At 67.7% G+C, this 15,902-nt stretch carries 10 protein-coding genes; 8 read left to right on the top strand and 2 right to left on the bottom strand.

The features are described from left to right. Positions 1 to 4: 4 nt before the first annotated feature. Together Verru16B_RS10155 and Verru16B_RS10150 are read right to left on the bottom strand one after the other, a co-directional pair. Entirely contained in the window at positions 5 to 1,057 is a 1,053-nt protein-coding gene (locus Verru16B_RS10155; RefSeq protein ID WP_069962179.1) for an N-acetylneuraminate synthase family protein, read from the bottom strand. A 14-nt stretch (positions 1,058 to 1,071) separates the two neighbouring features. After that, positions 1,072 to 2,088 (bottom strand): NAD-dependent 4,6-dehydratase LegB, encoded by a 1,017-nt coding sequence (locus Verru16B_RS10150; RefSeq protein ID WP_069962178.1) that lies wholly within the window; start codon positions 2,086 to 2,088, stop codon positions 1,072 to 1,074. 540 nt (positions 2,089 to 2,628) lie between these two features. Here Verru16B_RS10150 and Verru16B_RS10145 point away from each other — a divergent pair. From Verru16B_RS10145 to Verru16B_RS10110, 8 genes are all read left to right on the top strand, one after another. Further along, positions 2,629 to 4,038, top strand: a complete 1,410-nt coding sequence (locus Verru16B_RS10145; protein WP_069962177.1) for a hypothetical protein — start codon at positions 2,629 to 2,631, stop codon at positions 4,036 to 4,038. Between the two features lie 31 nt (positions 4,039 to 4,069). Then, complete coding sequence (locus Verru16B_RS10140; RefSeq protein ID WP_157772373.1) at positions 4,070 to 5,272, top strand: hypothetical protein; 1,203 nt, start codon at positions 4,070 to 4,072, stop codon at positions 5,270 to 5,272. A gap of 48 nt (positions 5,273 to 5,320) precedes the next feature. Next, positions 5,321 to 6,733 (top strand): ABC transporter ATP-binding protein, encoded by a 1,413-nt coding sequence (locus Verru16B_RS10135; RefSeq protein WP_069962175.1) that lies wholly within the window; start codon positions 5,321 to 5,323, stop codon positions 6,731 to 6,733. Then, positions 6,730 to 7,746, top strand: coding sequence for an SAM-dependent methyltransferase (locus tag Verru16B_RS10130; RefSeq protein ID WP_069962174.1), 1,017 nt, complete (start codon positions 6,730 to 6,732; stop codon positions 7,744 to 7,746). Before Verru16B_RS10135 ends, Verru16B_RS10130 begins: the two co-directional genes overlap by 4 nt. A 13-nt stretch (positions 7,747 to 7,759) precedes the next feature. Continuing rightward, a complete protein-coding gene (locus Verru16B_RS10125; RefSeq protein WP_069962173.1) occupies positions 7,760 to 11,686 on the top strand; it encodes a glycosyltransferase in 3,927 nt (1,308 codons plus the stop codon). A gap of 51 nt (positions 11,687 to 11,737) precedes the next feature. Further along, positions 11,738 to 13,252, top strand: a complete 1,515-nt coding sequence (locus Verru16B_RS10120; protein WP_083270259.1) for a glycosyltransferase — start codon at positions 11,738 to 11,740, stop codon at positions 13,250 to 13,252. 145 nt (positions 13,253 to 13,397) lie between these two features. Further along, positions 13,398 to 13,958: a hypothetical protein gene (locus Verru16B_RS10115; RefSeq protein ID WP_069962172.1), complete on the top strand. Its 561-nt coding sequence runs from the start codon at positions 13,398 to 13,400 to the stop codon at positions 13,956 to 13,958. Continuing rightward, a complete protein-coding gene (locus tag Verru16B_RS10110) occupies positions 13,955 to 15,865 on the top strand; it encodes a glycosyltransferase (protein WP_069962171.1) in 1,911 nt (636 codons plus the stop codon). Before Verru16B_RS10115 ends, Verru16B_RS10110 begins: the two co-directional genes overlap by 4 nt. Positions 15,866 to 15,902 lie beyond the last annotated feature (37 nt).

The raw sequence follows: 15,902 nt of genomic DNA, 5'->3' as shown, positions 1-15,902 counted from the left end.
CCGGTTAGGCCAAATCATCCCGCCGCAACTGGACCCCCGCGCGCACGGGCCGCTTGGCCGTCCGGCCGATGAGTCCGGGGTAATCACCGACGCCAAAGTCCCCGCCCCCGGGTCGCTTGAGCCAGATGTTGGCTTCGGAGAATGTCTCCCCGGCCGCGATATCGCGGATCACCACGACCGACGCAAACGCGAAGGCGATGGTCGGGGCTTCCGCCGCCACCGGCGCCTTGTCCCCACCACGTGCCTCAAACAGGATGCGGGATCCCTCGATCAGTTCACGCAGCGCACCCGGATCCATCGAGCACACAATGTCCGGCCCCGGCCGGTCCATGCGGTCGGTGAAATGGCGCTCCAGGATGCTTCCGCCGAGGGCCACCGCACCCAGGCAGGGGTAGTTGCCGGTGGTATGGTCCGACAACCCGACGACCGCATCGGGAAACGAGGCCTGCAAAGTCTGCATGGCCCCGAGCCGCACCAGGTGCGGCGGCGTCGGGTAGACATTGGTGCAATGCAGCAGGGCGAAGGGCACCTTGGCCTTCCGCAATATGTCCACCGACGGGCGCACGGTCTCGATCGAGTTCATGCCGGTGCTGAGAATGACCGGCTTGCCCAGTCCGGCGATCATCTGGATCAGGGGATAATTGTTGCATTCCCCTGATCCGACCTTGATGGCCGGCACGTCAAATTTGGCCAGCCGGACCGCAGCCGCCCGGGAAAAGGGCGTGCTGATGAATATGGCCTTCCGTGACTGCACGTGCTGCATCAACCGGTACTCCTCCGCCTCGGGCAGCGCGCAACTCTGCATGATGTCGTAGATCGAAATGCTCGCATTGCCCGGAATCACCGACTTCGCCTCTTCCGACATTTCGTCCTCGATGATATGGGTCTGGTGTTTGACTATTTCCGCCCCGGCATCGATGGCCGCATCCGCCATCGTGATGGCCAGGTCGAGCGACCCCGCGTGATTGATGCCGATCTCGGCGATCACCACCGGGGGATGATTGTAGCCGATCGGCCGGCCCGCGATCTTGAACTCGGCGCTGCTGGGAGTGTTCATGCTGAAAACAGGGTTCAGAGGTTGTAGATATCCGCTTTGTATTGCCGCAGGTTGTCTTCCTGGGTGAACCAGGCGACCGTTTCCGCGAGCCCACGCTTGAATCCATCGCGTCCGCCATAACGCGGGCTCCAGTTGAGCAGCCTCGCCGCCTTGGCGTTGTCCGCCCAGAGGCGGTTTACCTCGGAGTTTTCCGGCCGCAGGCGCACCTCATCAGTCTCAATGGTTATCGGCGCGTTCATGGCCTCGGCGATGAGCGTCGCGGTTTCGCCGATCGAAACCTCGAAATTGCTCCCGATGTTCACCACTTCGCCGACGCCCTGGCTGGCATCCAGCGCCGCGATGAATCCGCGCACCGTGTCCTGCACATAATTGAAGTCCCGCGTCGGCGACACGGCACCCAGCTTGATCACCCGGCTGCCCCGGGCAATCTGCGTGATGATGGTGGGGATCACGGCGCGGGCCGATTGCCGCGGGCCATAGGTGTTGAAGGGGCGCACGGTGATCACGGGCAACCCGAAGGAGGCATAGTAGGAAAAGGCCAGCTGATCCGCCCCGATCTTGGATGCGGAATACGGCGACTGGCCCTGCAGCGGATGCTCCTCGGTGATGGGGACAAACCGGGCGGTGCCGTAAACCTCGCTGGTCGACGTGTGCACCAAGCGCTTGACGCCCAGCTCGCGCGCCGCCTGCAGCACGTTCAGCGTGCCGTTCACGTTGGTGTCCACATAGGTGTGCGGTGAATGGTAGGAATACGGGATGGCGATCAGCGCAGCCAGATGCAGCACGGCATCACAGCCCGCCATGGCCGCCTTGACCCCATGCGGGTCGCGGATGTCACCGGCAAACACCTCCAGGTTTTTCCTGATCTCGCTCGGGCAACGATCCAACCAACCCCAGGAATTGAATGAGTTGTAGAGCACGAAGGCCTTCACTTTGCGCCCTTGGCGCACCAGTTCCTCCGTAAGGTGAGAGCCGATAAAACCGTCGGCTCCGGTGACAAGAATCTTCGAGTTGGGGCTTGGGGGATGCATGTTTTACCCCGCCAGTATCCGTAATGATTTCACCCCTTGTCCAGTGGTAAGCTTGCCCGGCCGGTTCGGACCACATGTTCTGCGCCCCGCTCCCGAACCTGCCCGACCCCGCGACGACGGCGCTGTCCGGTGGCACGGCCAGCGCCCGGCCGCGTCTGCCGCCAGGCTTGATCGGTTATCCATCCAGAGACCTCTCGACCACACCCGGCAACGCCGCTGCCGCTGCCGGGTGATGACGCCGTACAGTTGGTTTGGCTTCAGCCTGGCTGGCCTGTCCGTGGCATCGTCCCGCCGCGCCCCCTTGCGTCATGCTCCCGCCAACGTTTGCGACGGGGGGCGCGATCCATCCGACCGATCTTGTTTTCGGGTAAAGCTCCGCCGCCGCCAGTGATTCCGGGCCGGGGCACGAATCCGTTTTGCGCTGCCGTGAGGGTTGTCGCAACCATCGGGCCGATTGGCTTACGACCCGTTTCACGGTTGCCTTGCTGTCACTGAAGTGCTTCACAGCCCGCATCATCCGGTCGCTTCTTTTTGCCCATCATGACGAATTCCCCTGAATCCCGCCCCTACGCCGACGACGACTCGATAAATTTCGCGGAGCTATTTGCGCGCCTTCGCCGCGGCCTGATCCAGATATTCGGCCTGACCCTGCTGGGGCTGGCCTTGGGCATCATCGTCACCGTCCTGACCGCAAGCCGGCAATCCGCGATAACCACCCTGCGGGTTACCTTTGGTTTTCCGGGGTTTGAGGCCGGCGCCTACCCCAACGGGGCGAAATTTCAACCCGATGACGTGCGGGCTCCCGACGTGGTCAACGAGGCCATCAAGCGGCTGGGCCTCCGTTTGGAGGACACGGATCTCGCCAGCAAGATTCGCGGCGCCATCAGCATCAGCGGCCTGGTCTCGCCCAATATCATCAAGGAACGCGACCTGCTCCGCGCCTCCGGCCAAAGCCTGCCGGCCTACATTCCGGACGAATATGAAATCACCCTCAGCCTGCCGCGCGATTTCCCGGTGGATGTGCGCCAGCGCGAACTGCTTTTGGCCGAAATCATCAATGTTTACCTCGAGAAATTCCGCCGGACCTACGTGGAGCTGCCGCCGGAGTTTGGCAACGCCTTCACCTCCCTCCGCAATGCCGATTTTGTGGAATACGAACTCATTCTCACCAAGGAAACCCTGTCCTTGAGCGCCTTCCTGCAGCAGCAAATCGAGAAGGCCAAACAGTTCCGCTCGCCGAGCAATCAGCTTTCCTTTCAGGACCTGCTCAAGCAAACCGAGCTCTTCACCCAAATCCGTCTCAATGACGTGCTCGGCTTGATCTATATCAACGGCTTGTCCAAGGACCGGGGATATGCGCTGGTCAAAATGGATTACTACATGCGCACCCTTGCCGATCAGGAGCAGCGCCTGACCCAGGAAGCCGAGGTGGTCACCAACCTGCTGACCAAGACCCAGGAGCGCGCACAAAACTACGTGCTGGCCACGCGGGCTCAGCAACCGCAGGGCACGCAACCCCTGCTCGACCAGGGTTTCATCGACACCCTGCTGGCCAATGATGCCTATAATTTCCTGGTACGCGAAGCCCTCAAGACCGGCCTGGCCGTGAAGCGGGTCCAGTCGGACATCGCCCAGCTGGAAGATCGCCGCCAACGCATGGAGTCCTTCACCAAAGGGGAGAGCAAGGACCAGGCGGCCGCGATTGCCAGCACCCAAAAGGCCCTCGTCGAACTCGAAGCCTCTTACCAGGAGCTCCTCTCCAAGGTGCGCATCGCCCTCGACGACTATTCCCGTCAGGAATTTGCCGACGCCATCCGCGTCTCCATGCAGGCCAGAACCGCATCCATGCTGCGCAACGTGGTTTTGGGTGCGATCATCGGCCTGGTCGCCGGCTCAGCCCTCGGCATGGGCCTCAGCCTGCTGAAACCTGCCGGCCGGGTTGCCGCCTGACTGCCCCCTCACCGTCCCGACGGGTCCCGTCATGAGTGATCCCGTCGCCGAACCATCCCCGAGCTGGCTGCAACCAACCTGGGGGAAGCTTGGCCTCGCGGCCGCAGTCGCTCTCGGCGGCTTTCTCCTGCCCCAGGAAGTCCCGCTCGAGTGGTACCCGCTCAACGAGCCAGGCACGGACATCAACTATCTCGAGATTTCGTGCTCGTCAAACGTCGCGGGCGACCTGGAACTCCGCTACGATGTCGGGCGGCTCGGCCACCGGCCGATTGACACCATCCGCTGGCCCGTCACCCCCACGGCGCAAACGCTCACCTATACCTTCCCCCTCCCCGACGCGCCCCTCGTCGAGTTGCGCGTCCTCCCGCCGCAAGACGGTGAGCTCACCGTCCGCCAGATGCGGATCATCAACCGCCGGAACGAGGAGATCCGCCGGTTCCCCCCCGACCTGTTCCGCGCTGAGCGCGACGTGACCATCGCCCCGGATCCCGGCGGGTGGAAACTGGTCGCCGCGCCGGGCGCCGCCGCGCCCTCGGCCCGCCTCGAACTGTTCTCCCCCATCGTCCCCGTGGGCATGGACCACCGCAACCTCCTGCGCTGCCTCCTCTCCAGCGGCTACCTGGCCATGATGCTGCTCATTTTGCTGCTGGCCGTCTTCTTCGCCACCTCCCGCCCCCGCGGTTGGCGCGACTTCTTCCGGCACGCCGGCTTCCTCGCGGCGATCGCCCTCTGCTTCGCCCTCGTCGGCAACCGCGGCCTCATCCGCAATTCCCTGCACTACGCCCGCTTCGTTGCTCCGGTCTTCCCCTCCACGCTGAGCCTGGAATTCGACGTCACCAGCGACGCCCCTTCCGTCGCCCAGGTGTTCTGGGACTCCGGTCAGGGCCTTCGCGAGGCGGACAGCGCCCGCCAGAACCACGAACCCCACCGCGGTTTGCAGACCCTCCGCTTTACCCTCCCCGAGGGTCCGCTGCGGGCCCTGCGCTTCGACCCGCGCGACAATCCCGGCGGCGTCGAGATCCGCGGCATCCGCCTCGTCGATGCCGGCCAACGCACCCGGGCCGTTCTCCCCTTGGACTCGCTGCGGACGGAACGCGATATCGCCCGCTGGGAAACCACCCCGGATTCCCTCCGCCTGCAAACCACCCCGACGGGCCGCGACGCGGTCACGGTCTTCACCCCGGCGGCCGTGGAACGCATCAATCTGGCCCGGCTGTCGCCACCCTCGCCCTGAACTTCCGGCTGGCCCGGCAAGGCCGGGTCGCTTTCTCTGGTTTCGACCATGTCGCCTCCCTCCCCCAGTGAATCCCCGCCGCTCATCACCCTGCGGGGCGTCACCAAGACCTACACCATCTGGGACGATCCGACGGCCCGGCTGATGGCGCCTTTCCGCCGGCTCTGGTCCAAGTCGGCCCGCGGGACCGAAGGCCGGCAGTTCACCGCCGTCAAGGCCTTCTCCCTCGAGATCGCCCGCGGCGAGTGCCTCGGCATCATCGGCCGCAATGGCGCCGGCAAGAGCACTCTGCTCCAGATGATCGCCGGCACCGTCCAGCCCACCTCAGGCACCGTGCAGATCAACGGCCGCGTGGCCGCCCTCCTCGAACTGGGCAGCGGCTTCAATCCCGATTTCACCGGTCGCGAGAACATCCTGATGAACGCCTCCATCCTCGGCCTGGGCCGGGAGGAGATTGCCGCGCGCTACGATTCCATCGTGGAATACTCCGGCATCGCGGAATTCATCGACCAGCCCGTCCGCACCTACTCCAGCGGCATGACCCTGCGCCTGGCCTTCGCCGTCTGCGCCCACGTCGACGCCGACATCCTCATCATCGACGAGGCCCTCGCCGTCGGCGACGCGCGCTTCCAGTTCAAGTGCCACGCTACGCTGGAACAGATGCTCAAGGAGGGCCGCACCATCATCTTCGTCTCCCACGACACCAACGCCGTGAAGCGCATGTGCCGCACCGCCGTCCTGCTCGAGCGCGGCGAGATGCTCCTCAAGGGCTCGCCCAACGACGTCACCAACATCTACACCAAGCTGATCACCAGCCCCCACGGCCTGGAATCCATCCGCGAGGACCTGGCCGCCCTGCAAAACAAGCCGCCGGAATCCGACGAGGCCAACCCCGCTCCGACCCCCACCCCCGCCCCGCAGCTCCTCTCCTCCTCCCTCTCCGCCGAGAACCCCGGCACCCGCCTCCTCGCCGAGGAACGCACCCACCAGCAGATCTCGGACAAGGAGTATGCCTACGGCGGCGAGTTCGGTGAAATCACGTCCGTCGTCCTCGCCGACCACACCGGGGCCCCCCGCCTGAGTTTCGTCACCGGCCAGACCATCCAGGTCCGCATCACCTGCGCGGCCCGGCAGACGGTGACGGCCCCGATCTACGCGCTGACCCTCAAGGATGTCCGCGGCCAGGAAATCTACGGTACCAACACCTACTTCCAGAATCAAAACCCGCCCGACGTTCCCGCCGGTGGCCGCGCCACGGTGACCTTCACCCTCCCGCTCAACATCCTGCCCGGGGTCTTTTTCATCTCGCTGGGCTGGGTGCGCCTCGTCAACGGCGAGGTCGTGGTCATCCACCGGCGCTACGACGTGCTGCGCTTTGACGTGATGCCCCGCGACAAATCCTTCGGCCTGGCCTGGTGCCCGGCCACCATCGAGGTGCATACGGCCACCACTTCCGGATGATCGGCTTCACCAGCGACGGACGGGAACAGACGCTCCCACCGGGCGGCCACTACGCTCGGCCCGGCGAGCATGGTTTCCGCGACACACCTTCGACCGACCTGCACGCGCTCGTCGCCGAGATCGACGCGGGCCGCCCCTGGCGCGAGGCCGTGGCCGCCCGATACCAGACTTCCAAAAACTGGCTCTACCGCATCATCACCGCCGAATCCCGGACCGCTTTCGTCGGTCCCGTCCTCCCGCCCGGCGCGGGACCGGTACTCGACATCGGCTCCGGCTGGGGCCAGGTCGCCCGGCCGCTGGCCCGCGAACGCCCGGTGGTCGCCCTGGAGCCGGTCGCGGAACGCCTCGCCTTCATCCGCGCCGCCGCGCGCCAGGATGGCGTTTCCGACCGGATGGCGTTCATGGAGACGGACTACTTCGACGTGCAGTTCCGCACCCCCTTCGCCGCCATCTGCGCGATCGGCGTGCTCGAATGGGCCGGCGCTTTCCAGGACCACACGGATCCTCAGCAGCGGCAACGGGCCTTCCTGCGCAAGGCGCGCACGGAACTCGCCCCCGACGGCTGCCTCATCCTCGGCATCGAAAACCGCCTTGGTCTCAAATATCTGCTCGGCTGCCCCGACGACCACGTGGGCGTCCCGCACGTCGCCAGCCTCCCCGCGCCGCTGGCCCGCCGGCGGTGGGACGAGGCCGGCCAAGGCCGACTGCAGTCCTTCACCTACTCGCTGATTGAGTTGCGCCGCCTGCTCCTCGACACGGGCTTCACCCGGATCGAGTTCTTCGGCGCCTTCCCTGACTACAAGCTGCCCGCAGCGATCATCCCGCTCGACGACGAGGGCCGGGAGCTGAATGCCTGGCTCACCACCCAACCGGTGCCGGCGGAGCACAACGGTTACGACGGCACTCTGCTGCCTCCCGGATTTCAACTCGACCTCCAGCGCCACTACCGGGAACTCGCGGCGCGGGGCACAGCCCAGCATTTTGTGCCCAGCTTTTTCGTCCGGGCGGGTTGACGCGCCACCAGCGATGACCGACCTGCGTCCAGCCGATGCCTTTCCGGAACTCATCGCCCGCGGCTTGATCGCCGCCCAGCCGCCCCCGCGCGCCCTGACCGGCGGCAATGTCGATCGCCGGGACCCCGCGGCACGCAGCGCGTGGGTCGTGACTCTGCCCGATGGCTCGCAGGCCAAGCTCGTTGTAGCCCGCCAGCTGGGCCCGCTCCCCGACCGGCACGCAGCGTTTGCCAGCGCCTGCCCCGCAATCGTCCCCGCCCTGCTTTTTCATACGCCGTGGTCCGCGGGCGAGGCGATGGCCGAGGCTTACTTCGACGGCGCCAGCCTCGAAACCGTCGTGCGGGAGGGATCGTTGTCCCCGCTGGCGATCCGCACCGCGGTCGAAAAGATTCACCAGACGCTCGCGGCCACCGCGCAACCTTCCACCGAATCCGCCCGTACCCAGGAATGGGAGTCTTGGGTCGGGGTGTTGCGTGCGCTCCCGGTCTGGCAGCCGGCCGAAAACGAAATCCTGGGCCGCACCCTGCTGCCCGCCCTCTACCGCCTGCTCGCCTCCGCGCCCCCAACCACCCGCTGGACCAACGGGGATTTTCTACCGGGCAACATCCTGCTGTCCGCAGGCGGTGAGGCCGGGCTGATCGACGCCGAATTCGCGCACCGCACTCACTTCTTCCACGAGGATGCCGTCCGCTTTCGCGTCTTGTCTTCCGTGGTACGGGATCATCCGGAGCTGGAGCCGGTGCTGCCCCGTTCACCCGGTTTGGCGTGGCACCTGTATTTCTGGTTGCGGCAGCTTCAGCTCGAGTGCGAGCAGAACTCTCCCGCCTATCTCGCCCGCTACCGCAGCCACCGCCTCGGCCTGATCCGCCGGCTTGCCGAACATCTCCTCGATTTGGATCTCACCGGTTGGTCTGTGCCCGCCTTGCCCGCCGACCATCACGTGGAGGATATCCGCTGGTCCGACGCGGAGCCGGCAACCCTGCTGGTCACCGGGTGGTGCTGCGCCCCGGACCCGGCCTTGCTGCGCGAGTTCGTGGCGTTGGCTTCGGACGGCCGCGTGCTCGGCCGCGCCCAGCCGCGGCGGCGACCCGATGTGGAACAGCATTTCGCCGACCGGTCTGGCGCGGGTTGCGCGGGTTTCAGGTTCGAGCTGGACCGGCACCAGCTGGCCGCCCCCGTCACCCTTTGCGCCGTCCTCGATCAGGGCACCCTGCTACCCTGGCGGGTTCTTGCCCCGGCCGAGATACCCGCTGGCCTCAGCTGGACCCACTATCCGGCTTGGGCCGAAAAACAGGATCCGGATCCCGCCCCGCCCCCCGCCGGCGCCCCCGCCCGTGGTCCGCTGTTTTCCATCCTGCTGCCCGTCTACCGCACCCCCGCCAAACTCCTGCAGGCCTGCCTCCAGTCCGTGCTCGCTCAACACCACCGCACCTGGGAGCTGTGCATCGTGGACGACGGCTCGGGCTCCGCCGAACTCACCGCGGCCCTGCAACGCCACGCCCAAGCCGAACCGCGCATCCGGGTGGCCACGCGCGCCCAGAATGGCGGCATCAGCCGCGCCACCAACGACGCCCTCGCGCTGGCCCAAGGGGAATTCGTCGTATTCCTGGATCACGATGACCTGCTGCGGCCCCACGCCCTGGCCGAACTGGCCGCCGCCCTGGAGCGGCATCCCGCCTGGGACGCGCTCTATTCCGACGAGGACAAGATCACCGAGGACGGCGCGCGGCTCGTCCCCTTCCTCAAGCCCGCCTTCTCCCCGGAATTCCTGCGCGGCGTGATGTATGCCGGGCACGTGCTGTGCGTGCGAACGACCGTGGCCCGGGCCGTGGGTTTCGATCCCGCCTTCGACGGCGTGCAGGATTTTGAATTTCTGCTGCGCGTGTCCGAACGCACCGGCCGGATCGGCCACGTCCCCCGCATCCTCTATCACTGGCGCCGCACCGAAACTTCCAGCGCCCTGCATGGCAACGCGAAGGGCGATATGGACGCCCGTCAGGCCGCTGCCGTAAAGGCCCACCTGCAACGCACCGGCGACCCCCGCCGGGCCGTTGCCTCCGGCGGCCATCGCGTGAGGCTGGAATGCCCGTTGGCCCCTAGCTTCGTGCTCATTCCCGCCGCGGCCGATACGCCAGTGGTTGCCCAACTCCGGCAGGCTGCCGCCGCCAGCACCGCGGCAGTGTTGGTCGTCCTGCCGCCCGGCGCCGAGGCCGCCGGCGCCGCTTGGATTCAGGATCTGGCGACGCTGGCCAATCTCCCCGATTCCGCCTGCGTCGCCCCCGTTCTGCTGGATGCCACCGGTCGCGTGCGCGAATCCGGCCGCCACGGCGGCGGGCCGGTCCTGCGCGGCTTCCATGCGGAGAGCGACGGCTACAACGGTTCATTGCGCTGCAACCGCGAGGTGGACCTCGTCTCCCCCCACTGCTTCGCCGTCCGCCGCTCCGTCATCCTGTCTCTGCCGCCCGACCAGCCCGAGGACTGGCCCGGTCTCTGCCGGTTGCTGCGCGAGCGCGGTCTCTTTCACCGCGTCTGCGCCACGGCCCGCCTGGTGGCCCCAGCCGCGGGCGTCGACGAACCAGCCGCGTCCGGCCCGGGGCCGGTCTCCCACGAATTCTACAACCCCCACTTCGACGCCGACCGCGGGGACTACACCCTCGGTTACGTCGCGCCGGTTCAATCCGCCGCCACCGCTCGCCTCCAATTCAACCTGGAGCAGCCGGCCGATTGGCGCGTGCTGCCGCGCTCCCTGATCATCCGCGGGTGGTGTTTCGCCGGATCCCACCAACCGGCCACCGCCATCCGCCTGCGCGCGGGCGGAGAGCTCACCCTCCATGGCGTCGTCGGCCTGCCCCGGCCCGATGTGCGGGCCGCCCTGCCCGAGGCTCCCGACGACAACTCTGGGTTTGAAATTCGGGGCACTTTGCCCACCGGCCGGGTTTCGCTCGTGATCGAGGCCCGGTTCGCGGGTGAAACCTGGCACAAGCTGGCGGCGCACACCGTCACGGTGCCACGGCAGATCCTCCCGCTCTGGCTCGGCGGCGGCGCGTGGACGGATCTGATGTTCTTCCAGATGCCGGCCCACATGGCCTACCCCGCCCGCCCGGTGCGGCCCGATAAATTTCCTCGGACCAAGCCGTCGGCTTCCCGGCCCAAGCTGACGATTGTCACGCCGTCCTACCAACAGGCCCGCTTCCTCCCCGAGACGATGCGCAGCGTGCTGGAGCAATCCGGCGTCGCCTGTGACTACGTCGTCCGGGACGGCGGCTCCACCGACGGTAGCGCGGAACACATCAAAACCCACGCCGCCCGCCTCACGGCCTGGTCCAGCGAACGCGACCAGGGCCAGGCCGACGCCATCGCCCGGGGCTTCGCGCAAACCACCGGCACGGCCGATGACGTGATGGCCTGGATCAACTCCGATGATTTCTACCAGCCCGGCGCCCTCGCGTATGTCGCCGATTATTTCGCCCGGCATCCAGACGTCGATGTGATCTATGGACACCGCATCGTCGTGAACGAGGATTCGCAGGAGATCGCCCGCTGGTTCCTGCCGCAGCACGACCCCGTCGTTCTCCGCCTCAATGACTTCGTCCCGCAGGAAACGATGTTCTGGCGGCGCCGGATCTGGGACCGGGTCGGCGGCATCGATCCTACCTTCAAGTTCGCCATGGATTGGGACCTCCTACTCCGCTTCCAGGCCGCGGGGGCGAAGATCGTGCGCGTCCCGTATTTCCTCGCCTGCTTCCGCGTGCATGCCGCCCAGAAAACCTCCGCCGTCATGCACAGCACCGGCCAGGAGGAAATCACCCGCCTGCGCGAACGCACCTTCGGCCGCCCCTTCCCGCCCGAGGAACTGGAACGGAATCCCACCCTGCTCCGCTACCTTCGCCGCAGCGCTTTCATCGAGTTTTTATGGAAATGCGGCCTCCGCGCGCCGTGACCGACTATTGGCTTCACATCCCGCACCGGCCATCTTGAGTGGAGGCCTGCCATGACCGCCCTGCCCGAGATCACCCGCCAGCACCTGGATGAGATCCAGGGCTTCTACGATGCCGCGCCGGCCGCCAGCCGGTGGGCCTCCCGCGGTTACCGTCGGTTGCTCGCTCATTACTACAACCTCCTCATCCCCGCCGAGGCTTCGGTGCTCGAGATCGGCTGTGGCGCCGGCGAACTCCTGGGGCAGCTCCATGCCGCCCGCCGTGTGGGCGTCGACCTCTCGCCGCGCCAGATCGAGGCGGCGCGCGCCCGCGTGCCCGGCGCCGAGTTCCACGTCCAGGCCGGCGAGGCCCTCGAGCTCGCCGGCACCTTCGACTACATCATCGTCTCCGACACGCTAAACCTCGCCGCCGACGTCCAGGCCTTGTTCGCCCGCCTGCTCCCCTGCTCCCACCCGGGCACGCGGCTCGCCGTGAACTTCCAGAATTCCCTCTGGCGCCCGCTCTTCTCGCTCGCCGAGCTCGTCGGCCTCCGCGGCCCGCAACCGCGCAGCAGCTGGCTGGCCTCCGCCGACGTCGTCAACCTGCTCCACCTCGGCGGCTGGACCCCCCTCGCCTCCCAATCGCGCATCCTGCTGCCCGTGCCGGTGCCCGGGCTGGACCTGGTCTTCAACCGCTGGCTCGCCCCGCTCCTCCAGTGGTTCTGCCTCACCGTCTTCATCGTGGCCCGACCCAGCCGTTTGCCGGGCGACCGGCCCGGACAAACACCGGCCGGCCAGCCCAGCCAGAACGAAGGTTCGGCGACTGGCCCGGGGCCGGCAGCAGCCGGCAACCGGGAGGCCGGCACGGTGCTTCCCACCGTCTCGGTCGTCATCCCCGCCCGCAACGAGGCCGGCAACATCGAGGCCGCCATCCGCCGCACCCCCCAGATGGGCGGCGGCACCGAGCTCATCTTTGTCGAGGGCCACTCCAAGGACAACACCTGGGCCGAGATCCAGCGCGTCGCCCGCGAGCACCCGGAACTGAAAATCAAGATCATGCAGCAACCCGGCAAGGGCAAGGGCGACGCCGTGCGCTGCGGCTTCGCCGCCGCCACTGGCGACATCCTCATGATCCTCGACGCCGACCTCACCATGCCCCCCGAGGAGCTGCCGAAGTTCTACGCCATCCTCGCCAGCGGTCAGGCGGAATTCGCCAACGGCTGCCGCCTCGTCTATCCGATGGACGACAAGGCCATGCAGTTCCTCAATCTCTGCGCGAACAAGGCTTTCGGCATCATCTTCACCTGGCTGCTCGGCCAGCCCGTCAAGGACACCCTCTGCGGCACCAAGGTCCTCCGCCGCGCGCATTACGACCGCGTCGCCGCCAACCGCGCTTACTTCGGCGACTTCGACCCCTTCGGCGACTTCGACCTGCTCTTCGGCGCCGCCCGGCTGAACCTCAAGATCGCCGACGTCCCCATCCGCTACAAGGAGCGCACCTACGGCACCACCAACATCCAGCGCTGGAAACACGGCTGGCTCCTGCTCCGCATGGTCCTCTTCGCCGCGCGGAAATTGAAGTTCGTCTGAGCGGCACTCCCGCCGACCGACCAGGCCAGCCCGTGGGCGCGGCCCTGGTCTCGCCCTTTGCCGCTGGTCGCGAGGGCCGCCGTTCCCTGGCGTCCGACTATAGGCTTCACATTCCGACCCCCGGTACGTTGAGTTCCCCCGTCCCATGAACCCCGACCCCGCCGCGCCGGCCGATCCGACGAACCTGCTCCGCCAGCAGCTCATCCTGGCCCAGGTCCGCATCATGGAATTGGAGGATACCCGCGACGAACTCTCGCCCCGTCTCGCCTCCCTCGAGCAACTTCTTGCCCAGGCCCAGACCCTCGCCGACCGGAAATCCGACGAGGCCGCGCACTTGGAGCGCGTCCGCACCAGCCTGCAGCAGCAATTCGACCACCTGCGCCACGTGCAACACGTGACCAACCAGGCCCTCGAGGAAACCCGCGCCGCCCTCACCGCCACGACGGGCCGCGAACAGGACCTCCTCGGTGAGACCGAACAGCTCCAGCAACTCATCGCCGCCCAGGCCGAGCTCGCCCGCGCGGAGCAGGCCCGGGCCGCCGACCTGGCCGCCCGGCTCGCCACCGCCCTCGCGGAATCCGCCAGCCGGCTGGAACGGATCAATCAGCTCGACGCCGAGCAACGCGCCATGAAGGCCTCGCGCAGCTGGCGCTGGACCGCCTGGCTGCGCTCATTGGAACGCACGCTCGGCCGCCACCAGCCATGAGCCGTCTGCACGGCGAGATCGAGTCCCCGCGCCCGCTGCACGCCCGCGACGGACTCGTCTCGGTCACCGGCTGGTGTCTGCTGGCCGGCCACGCCGAGCCGCCCGCCGTGCGCCTCGCCACCTCCGCCGGTGCCCTCCCGCTCACCGCCCGCCACCCCCGCCGCGATGTGGCGGCGCAGCGCCCCCGCGAACCCGCCGCCGCGCACTGCGGCTTCACCATCACCGGCCGCCTGCCCGCCGGGGTTTATGAGGCCCGCCTCGAGGCCTGTCTGCCTGACGGCAGCTGGCGCTGCTTTCGCGCGCTTAGCCTCGCCGTCGAACCCCCGCATTTCCGCGCCGGCATCGAGCTGCCCGCCGCCACGGGCACGATCACCCGGCGCCTCCACGTCGAGGGCTGGGCCCTCCGCCACGATCAACCCGTCCAGGCACTGTCCGTCCGCTACGGGCATCAGGAAATTTCCTGCGTGGTCGGTCGCCGCCGGCCCGACCTGCCCGCCGCACATCCCGGCGTAGCCCACGCCGCCCGCGCCGGTTTCAAGAGCCGTACCATCCTCTCCGCCGGCCGCGGTCCGGTGCGCCTCAAGGCCCGGTTTGCGGACGGCTCCGTCGAGATCGCGCGGTCCTTGCTGCAGGTTGACGTGGCCACCGACGAAAATCACGCCGCCAGCCTGGAGCTCGCCGCGCCGCGCATCCCGCTCCCGGTCGCGCCGCTCCAACCCGTTTTCGCCCAGCCCATCCAGACTCGTCCGCTCAACCTGCTCTTCATCCTGCCCGGCAGCTTCGCCGCCAACAGCGCGCTCCACGTTGCCGGCCTCGCCAACGAGCTCGCCGCCGCCGGCCATCGCTGCGCGGTGGCCGTGGCCCACGATCCCTCCACCCTCGCCCACCACCTCCGCCCCTCCTTCACCGCGCTCACCCACGCGCAGGCCGCCGCGGGCGTGACCTTTCCCGACGGCCGCGGACCCGATGTCATCCACGCCTGGACGACCCGCGAAAATGTCCGCCGCCTCGCCCTCCCGCTCGCCGCCCGGCACCAGGCGCGCCTCGTGGTGCACCTCGAGGACAACGAGCAGGAGATCCTCGCCCTCACCCTCCGCCGGTCCTTCGCCGAGCTCGACGCCCTCGACGATGCCACACTCGACGCCCTCGTGCCGCCGGACCTCTCGCACCCGCACCACAGCCGCGCCTTCCTCGCCGCCGCCACCGGCGTCACCCACATCACGGAGCGCCTCGCGGAATTCGTGCCCGCCGCGAAATCCCGCCTGACCCTGACGCCCGCCGCCGATGCCCGCTGCTTTTTCCCGCGCCCCGTGCCGCGTGCTTTCCGCCGGCAACTTGGCCTCCCGCCCCGCACCACTGTGCTGTTTTATCACGGCAACGTGCACGCCGCCAACGCCGCCGAGGTGCGCGAGCTCTACGCCGCCGTTTTGCAACTCAACCGCGCCGGCTCGTCGACCCTCCTCCTGCGCACCGGCCTCGATGCCGTGGATTTTCTCGGCCCGCTGGCCGGCGAGGTCGCCCCGCACGTCCTGTCCCTCGGCCAGATCCTGCACCACCACCACCTGCCGCCCCTCATGGCCCTGGCCGATTTTTTCGTGCAACCCGGCCGCGCCGACGCCTTCAACGACTACCGCTTCCCGTCCAAGCTCCCCGAGTTCTTCGCCCTCGGCCGCCCCGTCATCCTCCCCCGCACTAATCTCGGCCTGCAGCTCCGCCACGGAGTCGACGCCTATGTCCTCGACCAGGCCGGCGCCGCGGGCATCGCCGCGGCGATCACGGAGCTCTGGCGTGACCCGGCCCTGCGGAAACGCCTTGGCACCGGGGCCACCGCCTTCGCCGCGCAGCACTTCAGCTGGCGCCGCAGCGCGGAGGCGCTTGCCAGTTTCTACGCCGGCCTGACAGCCTGACCGTGATGTCCCTTCCCGTTTCACGGCCGCAACGTCT

Source organism: Lacunisphaera limnophila, from assembly GCF_001746835.1.
GTDB lineage: Bacteria > Verrucomicrobiota > Verrucomicrobiia > Opitutales > Opitutaceae > Lacunisphaera > Lacunisphaera limnophila.
This window is presented reverse-complemented; position numbering and strand designations above follow the sequence as displayed.

Bases quoted from the DNA above. Each gene is read 5' to 3' on its own strand.
- Verru16B_RS10155 (WP_069962179.1), bottom strand. From the start codon at position 1,057: ATGAACACTCCCAGCAGCGCCGAGTTCAAGATCGCGGGCCGGCCGATC.
- Verru16B_RS10150 (WP_069962178.1), bottom strand. From the start codon at position 2,088: ATGCATCCCCCAAGCCCCAACTCGAAGATTCTTGTCACCGGAGCCGAC.
- Verru16B_RS10145 (WP_069962177.1), top strand. From the start codon at position 2,629: ATGACGAATTCCCCTGAATCCCGCCCCTACGCCGACGACGACTCGATA.
- Verru16B_RS10140 (WP_157772373.1), top strand. From the start codon at position 4,070: ATGAGTGATCCCGTCGCCGAACCATCCCCGAGCTGGCTGCAACCAACC.
- Verru16B_RS10135 (WP_069962175.1), top strand. From the start codon at position 5,321: ATGTCGCCTCCCTCCCCCAGTGAATCCCCGCCGCTCATCACCCTGCGG.
- Verru16B_RS10130 (WP_069962174.1), top strand. From the start codon at position 6,730: ATGATCGGCTTCACCAGCGACGGACGGGAACAGACGCTCCCACCGGGC.
- Verru16B_RS10125 (WP_069962173.1), top strand. From the start codon at position 7,760: ATGACCGACCTGCGTCCAGCCGATGCCTTTCCGGAACTCATCGCCCGC.
- Verru16B_RS10120 (WP_083270259.1), top strand. From the start codon at position 11,738: ATGACCGCCCTGCCCGAGATCACCCGCCAGCACCTGGATGAGATCCAG.
- Verru16B_RS10115 (WP_069962172.1), top strand. From the start codon at position 13,398: ATGAACCCCGACCCCGCCGCGCCGGCCGATCCGACGAACCTGCTCCGC.
- Verru16B_RS10110 (WP_069962171.1), top strand. From the start codon at position 13,955: ATGAGCCGTCTGCACGGCGAGATCGAGTCCCCGCGCCCGCTGCACGCC.